The organism is Streptomyces sp. NPDC107581 (genome assembly GCF_055657175.1).
Genome location: NZ_JBVKBH010000021.1, coordinates 86719 through 104064, shown reverse-complemented (window position 1 = coordinate 104064; position 17346 = coordinate 86719). Strand labels below are relative to the sequence as shown.

At 73.3% G+C, this 17346-nt stretch carries 14 protein-coding genes; 5 read left to right on the top strand and 9 right to left on the bottom strand.

Annotation, left to right across the window (positions count from 1 at the left end; all coding sequences use genetic code 11):
- Positions 1-59 precede the first annotated feature (59 nt).
- The 3 genes from ACZ7P3_RS37870 to ACZ7P3_RS37860 all read left to right on the top strand — a co-directional run bounded on the left by ACZ7P3_RS37870 (position 60) and on the right by ACZ7P3_RS37860 (position 3172).
- Positions 60-275 carry a hypothetical protein gene (locus ACZ7P3_RS37870; RefSeq protein WP_472088773.1) on the top strand — a complete coding sequence of 72 codons (216 nt, stop codon included), beginning with the start codon at positions 60-62 and terminating at the stop codon, positions 273-275.
- A 158-nt stretch (positions 276-433) separates the two neighbouring features.
- Entirely contained in the window at positions 434-2200 is a 1767-nt protein-coding gene (locus ACZ7P3_RS37865; RefSeq protein WP_472088771.1) for a DUF2264 domain-containing protein, read from the top strand.
- Between the two features lie 162 nt (positions 2201-2362).
- The gene (locus ACZ7P3_RS37860) at positions 2363-3172 is read left to right on the top strand and encodes an isocitrate lyase/PEP mutase family protein (RefSeq protein ID WP_472088770.1); all 810 of its coding nucleotides are present in this window, start codon (positions 2363-2365) and stop codon (positions 3170-3172) included.
- Here ACZ7P3_RS37860 and ACZ7P3_RS37855 read toward each other — a convergent pair.
- The 8 genes from ACZ7P3_RS37855 to ACZ7P3_RS37820 form a co-directional block, all read right to left on the bottom strand.
- Positions 3106-3822, bottom strand: a complete 717-nt coding sequence (locus ACZ7P3_RS37855) for an alpha/beta fold hydrolase (protein ID WP_472088769.1) — start codon at positions 3820-3822, stop codon at positions 3106-3108. The two genes, ACZ7P3_RS37860 and ACZ7P3_RS37855, sit on opposite strands and share 67 nt — an antisense overlap.
- Positions 3815-4399, bottom strand: coding sequence for a TetR/AcrR family transcriptional regulator (locus ACZ7P3_RS37850; RefSeq protein ID WP_472088768.1), 585 nt, complete (start codon positions 4397-4399; stop codon positions 3815-3817). Before ACZ7P3_RS37850 ends, ACZ7P3_RS37855 begins: the two co-directional genes overlap by 8 nt.
- Before the next feature lie 60 nt (positions 4400-4459).
- A complete protein-coding gene (locus ACZ7P3_RS37845; RefSeq protein WP_472088766.1) occupies positions 4460-5998 on the bottom strand; it encodes a hypothetical protein in 1539 nt (512 codons plus the stop codon).
- Positions 5998-6189, bottom strand: a complete 192-nt coding sequence (locus tag ACZ7P3_RS37840) for a DUF397 domain-containing protein (RefSeq protein ID WP_472088764.1) — start codon at positions 6187-6189, stop codon at positions 5998-6000. Before ACZ7P3_RS37840 ends, ACZ7P3_RS37845 begins: the two co-directional genes overlap by 1 nt.
- A 182-nt stretch (positions 6190-6371) precedes the next feature.
- A complete protein-coding gene (locus ACZ7P3_RS37835; RefSeq protein WP_472088763.1) occupies positions 6372-9251 on the bottom strand; it encodes a glycoside hydrolase family 2 TIM barrel-domain containing protein in 2880 nt (959 codons plus the stop codon).
- 7 nt (positions 9252-9258) lie between these two features.
- Entirely contained in the window at positions 9259-11220 is a 1962-nt protein-coding gene (locus ACZ7P3_RS37830) for a glycoside hydrolase (protein ID WP_472088818.1), read from the bottom strand.
- An 11-nt stretch (positions 11221-11231) separates the two neighbouring features.
- A complete protein-coding gene (locus ACZ7P3_RS37825) occupies positions 11232-12482 on the bottom strand; it encodes an ROK family transcriptional regulator (protein ID WP_472088762.1) in 1251 nt (416 codons plus the stop codon).
- Between the two features lie 139 nt (positions 12483-12621).
- Positions 12622-13875 carry an FAD-binding protein gene (locus ACZ7P3_RS37820; protein WP_472088761.1) on the bottom strand — a complete coding sequence of 418 codons (1254 nt, stop codon included), beginning with the start codon at positions 13873-13875 and terminating at the stop codon, positions 12622-12624.
- 103 nt (positions 13876-13978) lie between these two features.
- Between ACZ7P3_RS37820 and ACZ7P3_RS37815 the strand changes: the two genes are divergently transcribed.
- Entirely contained in the window at positions 13979-14986 is a 1008-nt protein-coding gene (locus ACZ7P3_RS37815; RefSeq protein WP_472088760.1) for a hydroxyacid dehydrogenase, read from the top strand.
- A 51-nt stretch (positions 14987-15037) separates the two neighbouring features.
- Here the strand turns inward: ACZ7P3_RS37815 and ACZ7P3_RS37810 are convergent, their stop codons facing one another.
- Entirely contained in the window at positions 15038-16069 is a 1032-nt protein-coding gene (locus ACZ7P3_RS37810; RefSeq protein ID WP_472088759.1) for a saccharopine dehydrogenase family protein, read from the bottom strand.
- 220 nt (positions 16070-16289) lie between these two features.
- On the opposite strand from ACZ7P3_RS37810, the gene ACZ7P3_RS37805 reads away from it, so the two are divergent.
- Positions 16290-17249: a helix-turn-helix domain-containing protein gene (locus tag ACZ7P3_RS37805; RefSeq protein ID WP_472088816.1), complete on the top strand. Its 960-nt coding sequence runs from the start codon at positions 16290-16292 to the stop codon at positions 17247-17249.
- The last annotated feature ends 97 nt before the right edge of the window (positions 17250-17346 follow it).

Below are 17346 nucleotides of genomic sequence, written 5' to 3'. Positions count from 1 at the left end.
TCCGAGGCTCGACCGGCCGAGGCCCGACCGGCCGAGGCCCGACCGAGGGAGGAGCCGCGATGAGACGTGCCGCAGCCGCAGCCGCAGCCGCAGCCGCCGCGCCGATGACGGCGAAGGCGCTCCGCCTCCACGGCGAGGAGCCCGGCCCCTCGCCGAGCGGCCCGCGGCACGGCACCGGCGCCTCCGTGCACGGCGTCACCGTCCCTGCGAGACCGGTCCGCGACCGACTTCCCGCCCGGCATCCGGCGCCGAAGGGCGCCGCGCGGGTGGGATGAGTCCCTGGGGCGCCCCGACCGGAACCGGGGCGTCCCAGGTTCGCCGCGGTCCGGGCCCCCGGCCGACCGGACCCGGGTGTCCCCGGCCCGTCGGAGTCCGGGCGCACCGGCCGGCCGGACCCAGGCGCCCCGGCCCGCCAGGAAGGAGAGTCACCGCCGTGCTCGAACTGCCCGCCGACGACCGCTGCACGAGCCCTCGCACCGGCTACACCCGCGCCCACTGGGAGACCGCCGCCGACGCCCTGCTCGCCGCCGTGGAGCCCTGCGCCACCCCCGACCGTGCCCTCTACCACCTCCCCGGCGACCACGTGAGCCACTCCGGACACCTCTCCGACGGCCTGGAGGGGTACGCCCGTACGCTCCTGCTGGCCGCGTTCCGCCGGGACGAGACCGTGCTCGGCCGCTATGCCGAGGGCCTCACGGCCGGCCCCGGCGGTGTCTGGCCGCAGGTCGCCGACCGCAGTCAGCCCCTGGTCGAGGCCGCCTCGATCGCCCTCGCCCTGCGGCTGACCCGGCCACTGCTGTGGGACCGCCTGGACCAGCGCGTGCGCGAGCGGACGGCCGCCTGGCTCGCGGACGCGCTCACCGCCGAACCCTGGCCCTGCAACTGGGAGTTGTTCCCGGTCACCGTGGGCGGCTTCCTCGCGGAGATCGACCACGAACCCGAGGCCGCCCGCAAGGCGGTCGACCGCGGCCTGGAACGCATCGAGCAGTGGTACGTCGGCGACGGCTGGTACACCGACGGGGACGGCCGCAAGTTCGACTACTACAACGGCTGGGCGATGCACCTGTACCCGGTGCTGCACGCCTGGCTGGCCGGCGACGCCGAACTGCTGACGCGCTACGGCGACCGGCTGGAACGCCATCTCGCGGACTACGCCCGCCTGTTCGGCGCCGACGGCGCGCCTGTGCACCAGGGCCGCTCGCTGACGTACCGGTTCGCCGCGACGGTCCCGCTGTGGCTGGGCGCGCTCACGGGCCGTACGCCGCTGGCGGCGGGACAGACGCGGCGGCTGGCCTCCGGAGCGCTGAAGTACTTCCTGGACCGGGGGGCCGTGGACTCCCGCGGGCTGCTGACCCTCGGCTGGCACGGCCCCGACGCGGCGGTCCTGCAGAGCTACTCGGGTCCGGCCTCGCCCTACTGGGCGAGCAAGGGCTTCCTCGGCCTCCTGCTGCCCCCGGAACACGAGGTGTGGACCGCGGCCGAGGAGCCGGGCCCGGCGGAGCGCGCCGACGCGGTGACACCGCTGCCGGGCCCCAACTGGCTGCTGCAGTCGACGCGTTCGGACGGCGTGGTCCGACTGCACAACCACGGCAGTGAGGACGTCCGCTACGACCCCCACTACACGCGGTTCGCGTACTCCACGGTGACCCGGCCCCTCGGGTCGCCGCCCGACAACATCGTCATGGTCGGCGGTGACCCTGCCCGCACGGGCATCGTGCCGCTGGGTGTCGGGGAGGACTGGGCGGCCTCCCGCCACCCGGTGGGCCGCGGAGCGCAGGTGACCAGTCTCGTCCTGGCCGACGGCGCGGTGGAGGTGAGGGCCCATCTGGTGGCCGGAGCGGCTCCCGGCACCGAGGTGCACATCACGGGGTGGGCGCCGGGAGCGGACGAGTCGGCCGAACTGGCGCCGGTCCACGGCCTGTCGGAGGGGGCCGCGCTCTCGGGCGTGACCGGTGCCGCGCCCACCCTGTTCGTCGCGCTCGCCCGGCTGACCGCGGAACCCGACCCCCTGCCCCTCGCGGACCTGGTGACCGTGGAGGTACAGGGGGACTACGACCTGCGGGTCCGCTGGGCCACGGGGCGGACCCGGCACTTCCGCTTCACGGCCCCGGACGAGCGCTCCGCCGCCTCGTCGTGGTCGGTGACGCCCGGCCGGGTGCAAACGTCCTGGCCCGCGGAGGTCAGCGACACGTCCCAGTAGCGGTCGCCCGCCACCCGGCCGGCGACCGGCTCCAGCAACGCCGGCGCCCGGCTCCGCCCGCACGCGCACGGGTTCGGCGGCTCCAGCAGTGCTGGCGTCCGGCTCGGTCCGTACGCGCACGGTTCGGCGGTCGCCGAACCGAAGGGCGCCTAGCGTGGTCGTATGACCGCAGAGCCTGCCGTGACGTCCTTCGCCGGCCTCCACCACCGGCCCGGCGAGCCGTTGCTCCTGCCCAACGCCTGGGACCACGCCTCGGCCGCCGCCCTCGCGGCCCGGGGCTTTCCCGCGATCGGTACGACGAGCCTCGCCGTGGCGGCGGCCGCCGGACTGCCCGACGGCCAGGGGGCGACCCGTGAGCAGACCCTGCGCCTCGCCGTCACGCTCGGCTCGGAGCCCTACCTGCTCTCGGTCGACGCCGAGGACGGATTCGGCGCGGATCCGGACGACGTCGCCGAGCTGGCGGCCGGGCTGTGGTCGGCCGGGGTCGCCGGCATCAACCTGGAGGACGGCCTCGGTCCCGTCCCCGTGCACGCCGCGAAGATCGCCGCGGTGAAGGCCGCCGTGCCCGGCCTGTTCGTCAACGCCCGTACGGACACCCACTGGCTGGGCGACGGCGACGAGAAGGACACCCTGCGCCGCCTCGACGCCTACCGGCAGGCGGGCGCCGACGGGGTGTTCGTGCCCGGGCTGAGCGATCCGGAACGGATCGCCGCCCTCGTCGGGCACATCGACGCCCCGCTCAACATCCTCTACTCGCCCACCGGCCCCACGGTGTCCCGGCTCGCCGACCTCGGCGTCCGCCGCATCAGCCTCGGCTCGCTGCTCTACCGGCGGGCGCTGGGGGCGGCACTGGACGCGGTGGCCGACATCGCGGCCGGGCGGGTGCCGGGCGGTACGACACCGTCCTACGCCGAGGTGTGCGCGCCGGACAGGAGCGTCCGGGTGAGCAGGTCGGCGAAGTCCACGGGGTGATCCAGGGTGCCGAGGTGACCGCCCGGAAACTCCACCAGGGTGCTGCCGAAACGGTCCGCGAGCACCTCCGCCGTGCGATGGAGGAGCTGACCGCGCGAGTCGGCTCCGGCGGCGAGGGTGAGACGGCGCTCGGGCGCGGTGACGGAGGGGACACTGGCGCTGAACGGGCGCAGGACATGGGCGAGGAAGACGCCCATCGGGGTCGCGGAAGCGCCCTCGGCGGGCGGACGGCCGGGACCGTCCAGCCCGCCGATCAGCTCCGCACGCTGCTCCGGACCGTCCGGCAGTACGGTCACACAGGGCGGCTCGTGCGCCACCACGTGCGCCAGCCGCCCCGGATGCCGGGCGAGCAGGTCCAGGACGGCGATGCCGCCCGAGCTGGTCCCGAACACATACGCCCGCTCGCCCCGCGGCAGCACCGCCTCCAGCACCCGGTGCGCCCCGTCGCTCCAGTGCGCCGGCCGCTGGTCCGGAACCGGCAGGCCGAGCCGCCCGTGGGCGAGCCCCAACGGGTCGTACGTCACCACGGTGAAGCGTTGCGCCAGCCGCTCGGTCAGCGGCCCGAGACCCATGGGGTGCCCGGCGCCGCCCGGCACGAGCAGCAGGACGGGACCGCTGCCCGTCACGTCGTGGTGCAGTGGCTCAGTCATCGCTCTCCGTCTCCCGGGGCCAGTGTGCGAGGGCGAGGTGCAGGGCTTCGACCGCCCTGTCCCAGGAGGCCTGGACGTCCCGGGCGGCGCCGAAGCCGCCGGCGGACTCCAGGGCGCAGTAGCCGTGGAAGGTGCTGCGCAGCAGGCGTACGGCGTCCGTCAGGTCGGGCTCGTCCAGACCGTAGGCGCGCAGCATGCCGTAGGTGATCTCGGCCGTGCGGCGCATGGCGGGGGAGTCGGCGATCAGGGCCTGGTCGACACGGATCTGGGTGGCGGCGTACCGGCCGGGGTGCTCCAGGGCGTAGGCCCGGTAGGCGCCCGCGAACGCCGCCAGCGCGTCCTTGCCGGCCCGCCCGGCCACGGCCGACGCGATCCGGTCGATCAGCTCGCCGCCCGCGTGCAGCGCGAGCCGGGTCCGCAGATCGCTCAGGCCCCGGACGTGCGAGTACAGACTCGCGTCCTTCACGCCGAAGCGCCGGGCCAGCGCGGACAGGCTGACGTTCTCGAAGCCTGCCTCGTCGGCGAGGTCGGCCGCCGCCGCGACCAGCCGGTCGGCGGTGAGTCCCGCACGGGCCATTCGACACCTCCTCCTAGGATCCTCAGGAACAATCCTAGAGGGTCTAGGTTTTGGTGTCACTCAGGGTGCGCAGCGCCTGCCGGTGGCGGCGACCAGCTGCACGTCCTCCGCCCTCAGGCGCAGGGCGTGCCGGGACGTGTCCTTGCCCCGCGCCGGGTCCGGGTCCCAGAGCCAGACGGTGTCGCCGCTCGCCTGGAAGGAGAGCACGGGGTGGGCCGTCGGGACCGGGCCGTTGATGACGGAGATCTTCGCTTCGAGCGGCCGGATGCAGACGAGTTCGCCGCGGATGCCGAAGTACGCGGCCGGATAGCGCTGGCCCGCGGCGGCGTCCGCGATCGTTCTGTCGGCGGCCTCGTCCACACCGGTCAGCGCCTCGATCGCCACGGACAGCACGGTGACCAGCACCATCAACGGCAGGACCCAGCGGACCAGTCCGCTCGCCCCCGTCTGGAGGTTGAAGTGACGGGCCCAGCCGCCCAGCGCGACCAGCATCAGCGAACACGCCATGGCCAGCCCGAGCGGCCGCAGCGCCACGGCGTACTGCCAGTAGAAGGCCACGTGCACCGAGTCGGCCGGGATCCCGAAGCGCTCCTCCAGGTACGCGGAGTGCAGATACGATCCGGCCCACGGCAGTACGAACGGCAACGGGGCCGCGAGGACGGGCAGGAACCACTGCATGTTGCGGCTGAACCAGGACTCGCTCAGCGCGTACCACAGCCCGAAGGCCGTGAAGCCGATGAGCAGGGTGAGGAGGATCCCGGCGAACTGTCTGGACAGCCCCATCGGCTGGGTGTCTCCCCAGACGAACCCGAACGCGGTCAGGCTCCAGACCAGGGCCACGCCGATCCCCAGCCGGACGAGCCAGGGCCGCGGCTCGTTGGCGGACACCCAGGTGCCCACCGGCCAGCACATACCGAGCGGCCAGGCCAGCGTGAGGAAGCGCCAGGGCGTGGCCACCGCGCCGAGCACGATTCCGCACGCCAGACTGATGAGTGCGACCACCCCGGCCACGGCGGCCAGCAGCGCCTTGCGGTGCGGCTCGGCCGAACCGTCGCGGGGCCGGGGCCCGATCGCGCGGCGGATGCCGTGCGCATCGGGGTCGAACGGCGCACCGCCGATGTTCCGCCCGCTCAACTCGGCGAACGCGCGGTCCCGTTGCTCCTCGGTGTACTCCCCGCGCAGGTGCAGCGAATGGCGTACGTCCCACCCGCCGACGGCTATCCAGTGCTCGGCGAGCCGGCGCAGCGAAGGGCTCGCCGAGTCCGGCACCTTGTGATGGACGTGGTACGTGGTGTTCGGCTCGGCGGGCTTCGGCCGTATCAGCTTGGCCTCGCGCACCCAGACGTCGAGTTTGCGCCGGGCGGCGAGCGCGGTCAGCTGGTCGCAGGCCATCGACCTGGCCGTCAGCCGGGAGCCCCGGAGCGGGACTTCGACGACCAGCGCGGTGTATCCGCCCTCCGCGTCGATCGCGTCGCTGTCCCGCGCCGGGCGCACCCGCCATCCCTGTGCGGCGAACGCGCTCGTCGCCAGCTCCAGTTCGTCCTGGTCGTCGCGTACCTCGACCACCAGACGCACCCTGCGGTTGAACGGCTCCTGCATCACCCGCGACCGAGGGCGGCGGGCGCCACGGACTCCGCGCGGGAGGCGGGGGCGAGGCCGGGCCGGGGACGGGCGGTGTTCCCGGAGCCGCGGACGTGCAGGGGGGAGGGGCCGGTGGCGGCTTCGACGCAGTCGCCGGAGCCGCCGCTGCCGTGGCCGCTCTTGAACCGGTCGAGTCCGGTGGTGCTCATAGCGCTCCTCGCATCCGCCCCAGCAGGCCCCGGGAGCCGTCCGGCATGAGAGCCTGCGCACGCAGTTTCGCATGGCGCGGGGCGGGCACGCCGATCGGCGGCGGGCCGACGGCACGGACCGTTGCGCTGCCCCGCGCACGGGGCGGACCACTCGTTCTCCGGGGTCTGCAGGACCGCGTCTGTCAGCCGATCGGCGAGAAGACGAACGAGAACTGCGCGGGTTCGGCCCGCAGGTGGTACTGCGGCAGCGGGCCGGGGCCGCAGGACTGCGAGCCGAGTCCGTGCTGGCCGTGGTCGAGGTTGACCCACACCGCCGCGGCGGAGCCGTCCCCGGATGCGGTGCCGGGGGTGAGGTCGGTGAGGTGCGCGGCCGCGTCCAGCTGCTCGGTGGTCCAGCGGCGGGCGGTGAAGCAGAACTCAGGGTCGCCCTCGATGCGCAGACCGCCGATCTCCGCCCAGCGGACGTCGGCCCGGGCGCCGTTCTCCTGCGGACGGACGTAGGGCGTCTGCAGGTCGTCCACGGTGGACCGCCAGCGGCCGATCATGGACGCCAGCCTGCTGTCCGGATACGCCTCGCCCGGGCCGCCGCCGAACCACTGCACGGGGCCGGCCGCGGACAGGCCGAACCGGATGCCGAGCCGGGGCAGCGGCACCGTCCAGTCGCCCTGCGGCGTCACGGACACGGCCAGCCGGAGCCGGTTCCCGTCCGACGTCCAGCGGTACACGGCCGACAGCCCGATGTCCCGGGCGGCCGGCGCCACCCGGGTGCGGACCGTCAGCGCCGTGTCGCCCGCCTCGACCGCGTCCAGCCGGTGCCGCATCCGGTGCAGGCCGAGCTTGCGCCACAGCAGGCCGTAGCGGGTGTCGGTCTGCCAGGCGGCGCCGTCGTCGTTGTCGGTGACGGCCCGCCACACGTCCAGGCGCAGCCCGGTGACGTCCACGGCGCCGATCGTGCGCAGGGCGCCGGTGCGGGCGTCGAAGGAGGCCGGACCGAGGGTGATCAGAGCGTCGCCGGGCACCGGCCCGCAGGTCGCCGCGACCGACGGCAGCTGACGTGCGGACACGGCGAACTGGCCCCACGCGACGACGTGGTCCTTCGGCGCCCACGGGGTGTCGGCCGCGAGCTGCGCCCGGACCGTCCAGTGGGCCTCGCCGGCCGCACCGGCCACGGGCGGCTCGGGCAGCTTCACCTCGGCCCACTCCCCGGGCGCGAGCGCGGGCACCGAGAGGGAGCCCTCCCCGACCGTCTCGCCGTTCACCTGGTACGCCCAGGTGAAGGCCAGGGCCGACAGGTCGGCGAAGTCGTACTTGTTGGTGATGCGCACCGTGCCACCGGTGCCGTCGCCCTCGATGGCGACCGGTTCGATCACCTTCTTGTACTCCACCAGGCCGGGGGAGGGCCGCCGGTCCGGGAACAGCAGGCCGTCGCAGACGAAGTTGCCGTCGTGCAGCTCCTCGCCGAAGTCGCCGCCGTAGGCGTAGCCGTACCGCTCGTCCTCGATGCCGTGGTCGATCCACTCCCAGACGAAACCGCCCTGGAGCCGGTCGTACGACTCGAAGATCCGCTGGTAGTCGGCGAGTCCGCCGGGGCCGTTGCCCATGGCGTGCCCGTACTCGCAGAGAAGGAAGGGGAGTCCGCGGCGCTTGGGCGTGCCGCCGTCCAGGCCGCGGCCGATCCGCTCGACCTCGGCGTGGCCGGCGTACATCCGTGAGTACACGTCGGTGTCACGGCAGTCGGGGTCGCCCTCGTAGTGCACGAGCCGTTCGGGGTCCCGGCCGCGGATCCACTCGGCCATCGCGGTCAGGCCCCGGCCCGTGCCGGCCTCGTTGCCCAGGGACCACAGGACGATCGAGGGGTGGTTCTTGTCCCGCTCGACCATGCGGGCGGCACGGTCGAGCAGGGCCGGGGTCCAGCGGTCGTCGTCGACGGGGTTGCCCCGCCAGCGCTGCTCGGTGAAGCCGTGGGTCTCCAGATCGCACTCGTCGATCACCCACAGGCCCAGCTCGTCGCACAGGTCGAGGAAGGCGGGGTGCGGCGGATAGTGCGAGGTGCGGACGGCGTTGATGTTGTGCCGCTTCATCAGCAGCACGTCCTCGCGCATGGTCTCCGGGTCGAGCGCGCGGCCCTTCACCGGGTGCCACTCGTGGCGGTTGACGCCCTTGAAGAGGACCGCTGTGCCATTGACCTTGATCAGGCCGTCCGACAGCTCCACCGTGCGGAAGCCGATGCGCAGCGCCACCCGCTCGCCCCCGGTGGCCAGCACGCCCTCGTACAGCCTCGGACGCTCCGCCGACCACGGCTCGGCCGGCACCGTCACCGGCTCGCCGGTCGCCACGTCGATGCCGAGGTCCGGCACGGTCACCCGGCCCTCCACGTCGGAGTCGACGCGCAGGGTGCCGGTGCCGGCGCGATGGTCGTAGGAGGCGTGCACGAAGAAGTCGAGGACACTGTCCGCCGGGCGGTGCAGCAGGGTGACGTCGCGGAAGATGCCGGGCAGCCACCACTGGTCCTGGTCCTCCAGGTACGAGCCCGCCGACCACTGGTGGACCCGGACCGCCAGTACGTTCTCCGCGGACCTCAGCAGATGGCCGACCGCGAACTCGTGCGGCAGCCGCGAGCCCCTGAACTCGCCGAGGTCGGTGCCGTTCAGCCAGATGCGGGCGCAGGACTCCACGCCGTCGAGGCGGAGCACCGCCCCGCCGCCGGCCGGCCAGTCCTCCGGCAGATCGAAGACGCGCAGGTGGTCACCGGTCGGGTTCTCGGTGGGCACCCGGGGCGGGTCGACCGGGAACGGATAGAGGTGGTTGGTGTAGACGGGGGAGCCGTGGCCCTGGAGGACCCAGTGGCCGGGGACCGCCACCTCCGCCCAGCCACCGGCGTCGTACCCCTCCTGTGCGAAGGAGTCGTCCTCGGCGTCGGCCGTGTCCGACAGCCTGAAGCGCCAGCTGCCGTTCAGCGAAAGGGACGTGGCGTCCGAGGACGCGTACCGGGCCCGGGGCGGCAGCGCTCCCGATCCCGGCGACACGTCCTCGACGTACTCGGTGCTCGTGCGCATGGACATCGGTCTCCTAGCTCAGCCCTCGATACCGGTCGGCGCGATCCCCTGCAGGGGGCTGCTGCCTGGTCCAGACCTCGTTGCCGCCGCCGTTGCAGCTGTAGAGGATCACCCTGCTGCCGTCGGCGGTCGCCTGTCCGCTGACATCCAGACACCGGCCCGTCGCCTCGTTGACGATCTGCCCGTCGGCGTTCAGCAGCCAGCGCTGGGTGGCGTCACCGGTCGCGGCGGCCGTCGTCAGCCCTGCACCTCCGGCCGTCAGATACCCGTCGGACCCCTTGAGGGTGCCCTGGGCGTCGTACGACCACGCCTGCCCGGCCGCGCCCGTGCAGGCGGCGACGGCGGCGCTCGAGTCGTCGGCGGTCAGGCACTTGCCGGACTGGCTGCCCGCCAGCGCACCCGTCAGCGCCGAACCGCCGTGCCCCTTCTGGTCGAAGACGTACGTGGTGATCGAACGGGCCGCGAGCGTCGCCGTGGCCGTGCCGCCGCGCACGGCCGGCCTCGCGGCGCTCGCCCAGTTCTCGTCGGCGGAGGTGCGCACCGCCTGCACGGACCGCACCGGCGTCCGGCTGTTGAAGTGCAGGTTCAGGGCGGTGTCCGTGGTGTTGTGGTTGTTCACCACGACCACCCATGTGCCGTCCCGGTCGTAGGACGACACCTCCACGCCGTCCGGCGCCCCGGTCACGTTGTGCGCCACCGAGCCCGGCTTCACGAACCTGCTGTACTGGCCGAGCGCGTAGTACCGCTTGGTGAAGTACAGCTTCTGGTTGCCGTTCGCCGCGTAGTCGGGGTCGTAGTAGATCAGGCCGTCGTTCCAGCCCTCGTCGTTGCGTGTGTGGGGATCGCTGCCGTAGCCGTCGGCGAGCGCCACCCACCACTGGAACGCCGAGTCGTGGGAGCTCGCGAAGTCCTTGTAGATGATCCGGGACATCAGCAGGGCGTTGTCGATGGTCGGGTCGTACTCCTGGTTCCAGCCCGTCGTGCCCCTGCCGAAGCAGCAGATCTCCGTGGCCCAGGAGGGTCTGCCGACCGACGCCGACGTCTCGTACACCTGGCCGAGGTCCCCGTCGCCGGGGTCGTCGTAGGTGTGGTGGGCGAGCCTGGAGACGTACGGGGCGGTGCCCGGCCGGGCGATCCACTGCGGCACTTCGGCCCGGAACTGGGTCGTCCTGCTGGACTCGTCCGCGATGATGCCGGTCCTCTGGTGCCGTGCCCGCTGCTCGGCACCCAGCGCGCGCACGATGTCGTCGCGCTGGTCGACCGGGACCGGCATGCCCTCCTGACCGCAGTCGGCGAAGCTGTTGTCGGGCTCGTTGAAGGGGCTGATGTAGTCGAGCCGTACGCCCTTGCGGGCGAAGTGGTCGGTCACGTCCGCCAGGTACCGGGCGAAGTCCCCCTCGTTCTCCGCCTTCACCTGGCCGCCGCAGCTCTTCCCGTTGGTCGTCCACCGCGCGGGCGCGCTGTTGACGAATCCGATCAGGTCTTCGACGCCGTACTGGGCGGCGCGGTCGAGGAAGGTCCGGCCGCCCTTGTCCCTGCTCCAGTCGTAGGAGCCGTCGGGCTTGAGGAAGTCCTCGGCGGCGCGGGCCGGGGTGGTGACTCCGGTGCCGCCCCCGCCGATGTTGTAGCGGTACGAGCTGAGGTCCAGGCCTTCGGAGGAGAACAGGAGCCTTGCCACCCGGGCCTGGACGGAGGGCGCGAAGTGCTGGAGGTCGTTGACCCACCAGGCGCCCGAGGCGCCGATGTCGTCGATGGTCTGCGCGGCATGGGGGGAGACCTCGGCCGTCGCGGGCGCGGTGGCGCTCGCGGCCGGGGCGGTGAGCAGCGGCCCGGTGACGGCCAGCGCCGCGGCTGCCGTCAGCAGGACGGATCTCCTGGGGCGGATATGAGCGGTGCGGGGATGAGCGGTACGGGGATGAGCGGTACGGGGAGGAGCGGTGCGGGGCTGAACGCTGCGGGGGTCGGACACGTGCATCCCTTCCGTCGTCATGCAGGGGGTGCGGTACGGCTCCTTGCGGGGACGGTGGTGCGCTTGGCGCCGGTCCTCTGGCCGACGCACTGCAGTGCCCCCTCCAGCGCGAAGGTGGCCGCGCCGAGGGACACCGGGTCGGTGGGGATCGGGGACAGGACGATCTCGGTGGCGGCAAGCGGCCGGCGCAGCGCGTGCCGGGCGACGGCCGCGCGCACCTCGCGGAGCAGCGGCTCGCCCAGCCGGGACGCCACCCAGCTGCTGAGCACGACCACTTCGGGGTTGAGGAGGTTGATCAGGTCGGAGATCCCGGCGCCCAGATACCGGGCGGTGTCCCGGACCACCTTGACCGCCACCGGGTCGCCCGCGGCGAGCGCCCGGGCCAGCGCCTCGACGGTGGCCGTCTGGTCCTCGGGGTGCAACAGCGGCGACTGCGGGCTGAGTTCGCGCAGGTTCTGCATGATGCCGGGCGCGCCGACGTACGTCTCCACACAGCCGTGGTTGCCGCAGTGGCACAGCCGTCCGTCCAGCACGAGCGTGGTGTGGCCCCACTCGCCGGCGCTGTTGCTCACTCCCCGGTGCAGTCCGCCGCCGAGCGCGAGACCGGCACCGACACCCGTGCCGAGGTTCACCACGACGGCGTCCCCGCGGCCCCGCGCGGCCCCGAACCACAGCTCGGCCACCGCGCAGGCACGCAGCGGATTGTCCAGGTGCAGGGGGTACGCGATGTGTCCGGCGAGCAGGTCGAGCAGCGGTACGTCGTGCCAGTCCCAGTTGGGCGCGTACTCGGCGACGCCGGTGTCCCGGTCCACCTGGCCCGGCACGCTCACTCCGACGCCGAGCACCCGGGCCGCCTCGGCCCCGGCCTGGGCGACCACCGAGCCGACGGCGGCGGCGACATGGGCGACCACCTGCTCCGGGCGGCTCTCGCCGGGCCGCATGTCCTCGTCGGCGCGTGCCAGCACGTTCAGCGCCAGGTCGAACAGCTCGGCGTGGACGTACGTCTCGGCGATGTCGACACCGATCAGCGCGCCCCCCGAGGCGTTGACGGCGACCAGCCCCCGCGGGCGGCCCCCGGCCGAGTCCTCGAAGCCGACCTCGGTGATCAGACGCAGCTCCAGCAGTTCGCCGACGAGCGTGGCGACGGTGGCCAGGCTCAGCCCCGTGGCGGCCGCCAGCTCCTGCCGGGAGGTGGGAGACTCGGCGATGATCTGGCGCAGCACCTCGTAGCGGTTCGCGGTGCGGATGTCGCGTGATGTGCGCTTCACGGGGCTGCCCCTCCCGTCCCCTCGGGCCGGACCGGGGCGAGAACGGCACCGGTGCGACGTCAGGCTATGGGCCGGGAAGGGCTTTCGACAAGGGGTTAGGAAAGGGGCTGGAGGAAGTCCGGCCGGCTTCGGGTGCGCGTCAGTCCCCGAACACGTCCCGGACGAAGGCGTTGGCGAACTTGCCGGTCGGGTCGAGGGATTCGGCCAGCGTCCGGAAGTCGGCCAGGCGCGGGTACCGTCCACGGAGTACCGCCGCCGGAACGGTGAACACCTTCCCCCAGTGCGGGCGCGGGGCGAAGGCGTCCAGTGCCTCCTCCACCCGGCGGACCACCGGGAGAACGGCCGCCGTGTCCTCGACCCAGGTGAAGTGCAGGGCCACCGAGTCGCGCCCGTGCGCCGGGCCGAGCCACTGCGGATCGGCGGCGACCGTACGCACCTCACAGGTCTGCAGGACGCCGGCGACCGCCGGCCGGATGCCGTCGACGGCGTGCAGCGCCTCGACGGCGGCCGAGCGCGGCAACAGGTACTCCGACTGCAGCTCCGCGCCACTGCTGGGCGTGAACTCCGCCCGGAAGTGCGGCAGCCGCTCATGCCAGGGCCCCGGCACCCCGAACTGCTCCGTGCAGTTGACGGCCGGCATTCCCGGCACGGGGTGCAGCGCCCGCGTCGCGGGCTCGGCCCACGGGAAGTCCACCGGGGCCTGATCGGTACGGCGCTTGACCCACACCTGGCGGAAGCCCGGCTCCCGCCAGTCGGTGAACAGGCTCACGCTGTACGCCGACGCCGCCACCGTCTCGTAGTCCAGCCCGGCCAGCGGCAGCTCGGTGAACAGATGCTGCTCGACCTCGTACGACGGCTCCAGGTCCAGTGTGAGCGCGGTGACGACGCCGAGCGCGCCCAGCGAGGTCACCGCGCCGTCGAAGCGGGCGTCCCCCCGGCCGATCGACACCGCCGAACCGTCCGCCGTGACCAGCTCCACCTCCCGCACCGCCGTGGCGAGCGGTCCGTTGCCGACCCCCGAGCCATGGGTGCCGGTCGCCACCGAGCCGGCCACCGAGATGTGCGGCAGCGAGGCCATGTTGGGCAGGGCGAACCCGTGCGCGTGGACCGTGCGGGCGAGTTCCGCGTACCGGACGCCGCCCGAGACCCGGACCGTACAGGCCGTCGCGTCCACGTCGATCACCGGCGGCAGACCGGCGATCGACACGAGCACGCCCCCGCCGCCCGGGTCGGCGATCCGGTTGAAGGAGTGTCCGCTGCCCAGCACCCGCACCCTCGCGCGGCCGGCCACCAGGGCCCTGAGCGCGTCGAACGAGTCCGGGCGGTGGAACGACTCGGCCGTATAGGTGATGTTGCGCGCCCAGTTGGCGACCGTCTGCGCCGGCTCCGTCATCCCTGTCGTCCCTCCCGCGTCCGCGTTGACCCTCTCATGCGCCGGGACCTACCGTAGAGAGCGGTTGCTGTCCGCGCGTCACGCACCCCGGAAGGCCCCTTTCTTGCCCGAGCGTCCCCAGGCGCTGTTCGCCATGACGGCCCAGAACGTGCCGCACGTCTTCCCGCCGGAGCTGCTCGCCCGGCTGCGCGAGCACGTGGAGATCGACCCCACCGCGGTGGCGCACGACTTCACCGGAGCGGGGGTGCGCGAGACACTCGCCCGCACCGAGATCCTGATCACCGGCTGGGGCTGCCCCCGCCTGGACACGGCCGCCCTGGACGCGGCCCCGAAACTGCGCGCGGTGCTGCACGCGGCCGGCTCGGTCAAGGGCTTCACCACCCCGCAGGTGTGGCAGCGCGGCATCCTCGTCTCCTCGGCCGCCGCCGCCAACGCCCTGCCCGTCGCCGAATACACCCTGGCCGTGATCCTGCTCGCGGGCAAGGACGTCTTCGCCCACCGCGACCTGCTGCGCACCTGCCGCGGCTTCCCCTACGGCGACCTCGTCACCGGCATCGGCAACTACGGGCGCCGCGTCGGCGTCGTCGGCGCCTCCCGCATCGGCCGCCGTCTGATCGAACTGCTCCGGCCCCACGATCTCGCGGTGAGCCTCGCCGACCCGTACGTCGACCAGGCCGGGGCGGCACGGCTCGGTGTGCCCCTGCTGCCCCTCGACGACCTGCTGCGCACCTCGGACATCGTCACCCTGCACGCGCCGCAGACCCCCGAGACCCGGCATCTGATCGGCGCCCGTGAACTCGCCCTGGTGCCCACCGGATCCGTACTGGTCAACACCGCACGCGGCGCCCTGGTCGACCACGAGGCGCTGATCGCGGAGCTGCGCACCGGGCGCCTGAGCGCCGTGCTCGACGTCACGGACCCCGAGCCGCTGCCCGCCGACTCGCCCCTGTTCGACCTGCCCAACGCCTTCGTGACACCGCATCTCGCCGGCTCCCAGGGCAACGAGGTGGCCCGGCTCGGGCGGACGGTGGTGGAGGAGGCGGCCCGGCTGGCCGCGGGCGAGGGACTTCTGTACGCCGTCGACCAGGCGGACCTCGAACGGACCGCCTGACGGCGTGACGGCGTGACGGCCTGACGGCGGAGGGCGTGGCTGCCGCGCCCGTTACGGACGCAGGTCCACGCGGAGATCCGAGGACAGCGCGCGGAGGAAGTCCGGCGCGTCGAAGACCGCGCCCGCGGAGGCGACCCCGACCGCCCTGGTCCGTCCCGTCAGGATGCGGTCGACCGCTTCGACCGCGAGCGGCGCGGTGATGGCGTAGATGTCCCGCCCCCGCGCGGTGGCGCGCCGCTCGCTGCCGCCGGAGCGCACGACGGCCTCGACCAGGAAGGTCTGCGCGGACCGCCCGCGCTCGTCGGCCGCGGTCGGCGCCGGCGTGTCCGGGGCCAGCACCTCCCCGGCCGCCTCCACGGTCATGTACGTGCACACGTCCGGAATGGACAGATGACTGGGGACGGTGACCACGTCGGCCATCGTGAACTCCCCGATGACGGACCGCAGGCCGAGCGGCTCGGGGAAGAGCCACTCAAGAGCCGGCGGGCTGTCGTCGCGGTACTCCAGCCGGCCGTTCGTGCGGACGATGCGCCTGCTGCCGCGCCGTTCCCTGGTGACCGTGCTGGTGGCACGCGAACCGGCGGTGGGGTGCCAACCGCTCAGCCCGTACGCGATGTGCGCCTCGTCGGCCGCCGTCCAGTCGCCCATCGCCGCGGTGACCAGCAGATCGCCGAGACCGCCGTAGAAGGCCATCGCGGGGACGATCACCGCTCCCGCGGCGCGGGCGCGGTCCGCGAAGTGCGTGAACGTATCGACGTTGGCCTCGATCTCGGCCGCCACATCCACGTACGGGATCCCGGCGCGCAGCGCCGCCTCGATCACCGGGGCGGCCGTCGCGGCGAAGGGTCCGGCGCAGTTGATCACGGCCGCCGCGCCGGCCAGCGCGCGGTCCAGCGAGGCCGGGTCCTCGACCGACGCGGGGCGGACGTCCGGGCCGGGACCGGACCCGGCCAGTGCCTTCAGCCGGTCGGCGTCACGGCCGGAGAGCACCGGGACGAACCCGCGCTCCCGCAGCTCCGCCACCACAAAGCGCCCGGTGTGCCCGTAGGCCCCGAACACCGCCACCGTATGACTCGACCTCATGGGTGCCCCCGTACTGACCTGAACCGTTTATTGGTTGACCTGCCGTGATCCGGCGTGACCATCCTGGCAAGGGGCGGGCGCCGCCGACGAGTGTCCGGAACGACATGACCCGTACAATTCCGGACGTGGACTTATTCGTGGACATGGACGTGCACGTGGACGCCGACCTGGACATGGACCGGACGTGGGGGTGGACATGGGGGTGGACAGGGACGTGGATGTGAACGCCGTCGCGCTCGCCGTCACCGACGGGATGCTGCACTTCGAACTGGCCATGGCGTACGAGGTCTTCGCCGCCGCCCCGGACGGTGTGGCGGGCCCTTGGTACGACGTCGACGTCTGCGGCCCGGACGCCGTGCGGGCCGGCCGGTTCCGGCTGGAGCCCGACCACGGCCTCGACCGGCTCGCGCGCGCCGGCACCGTGATCGTCCCGGGCTGGGCCGACATCGACGAGGACCCGCCCGCCGGCCTGGTCGAGGCGGTGCGGGCGGCCCACGAGGCGGGCGCACGCGTGGCCTCCCTGTGTACGGGCGCGTTCGTGCTGGCCGCCGCCGGCCTGCTGGACGGGAAGCGTGCGACCACGCACTGGGCGCACACCCGTGCCCTGGCCGACCGCTATCCCGAGGTGCAAGTGGACCCGGACGTCCTCTACGTGGACAACGGCAGCGTGCTCACCTCCGCCGGCAAGGCCGCCGCCATGGACCTGTGCCTGCACCTCGTCCGCCTCGACCGCGGCTCCTCCGTCGCCAACGTCGTCGCCCGCCGTCTGGTCGTGCCGCCGCACCGGGACGGCGGTCAGGCCCAGTTCGTCACCACCCCGGTGCCCGCCCCGGAGCACCACCCGCTCGCCGCGCTGCTTCCCTGGGCGCTCGTCCGTCTCGACCAGCCGCTGACAGTGGAGGACCTGGCCCGCCAGGCGCGGATGAGCTCGCGCAACCTGGGCCGCCACTTCAGGTCGGTGACCGGCACCACCCCGCTGCAATGGCTGCTGACCCAGCGGATCCGCCGTGCCCAGGAACTGCTGGAGACCACCGACGACGGCATCGACACCATCGCGGCGGCCACCGGCATGGGCACCGCCACGACGCTGCGCCGGCACTTCAACCGCACGGTCGGCGTGCCTCCGGACACCTACCGCCGCACCTTCCGCACGCGGACCCGCCCTCGCCCCGACGCCTGACTCCCCGATCTTCATGGTGCGGATTTCGTTGAATCGAGACTGCTGAATGAGGTATTTCAGTAAATCAGTGGCCCTCTGGTTGCGCTTTCAGTAGATT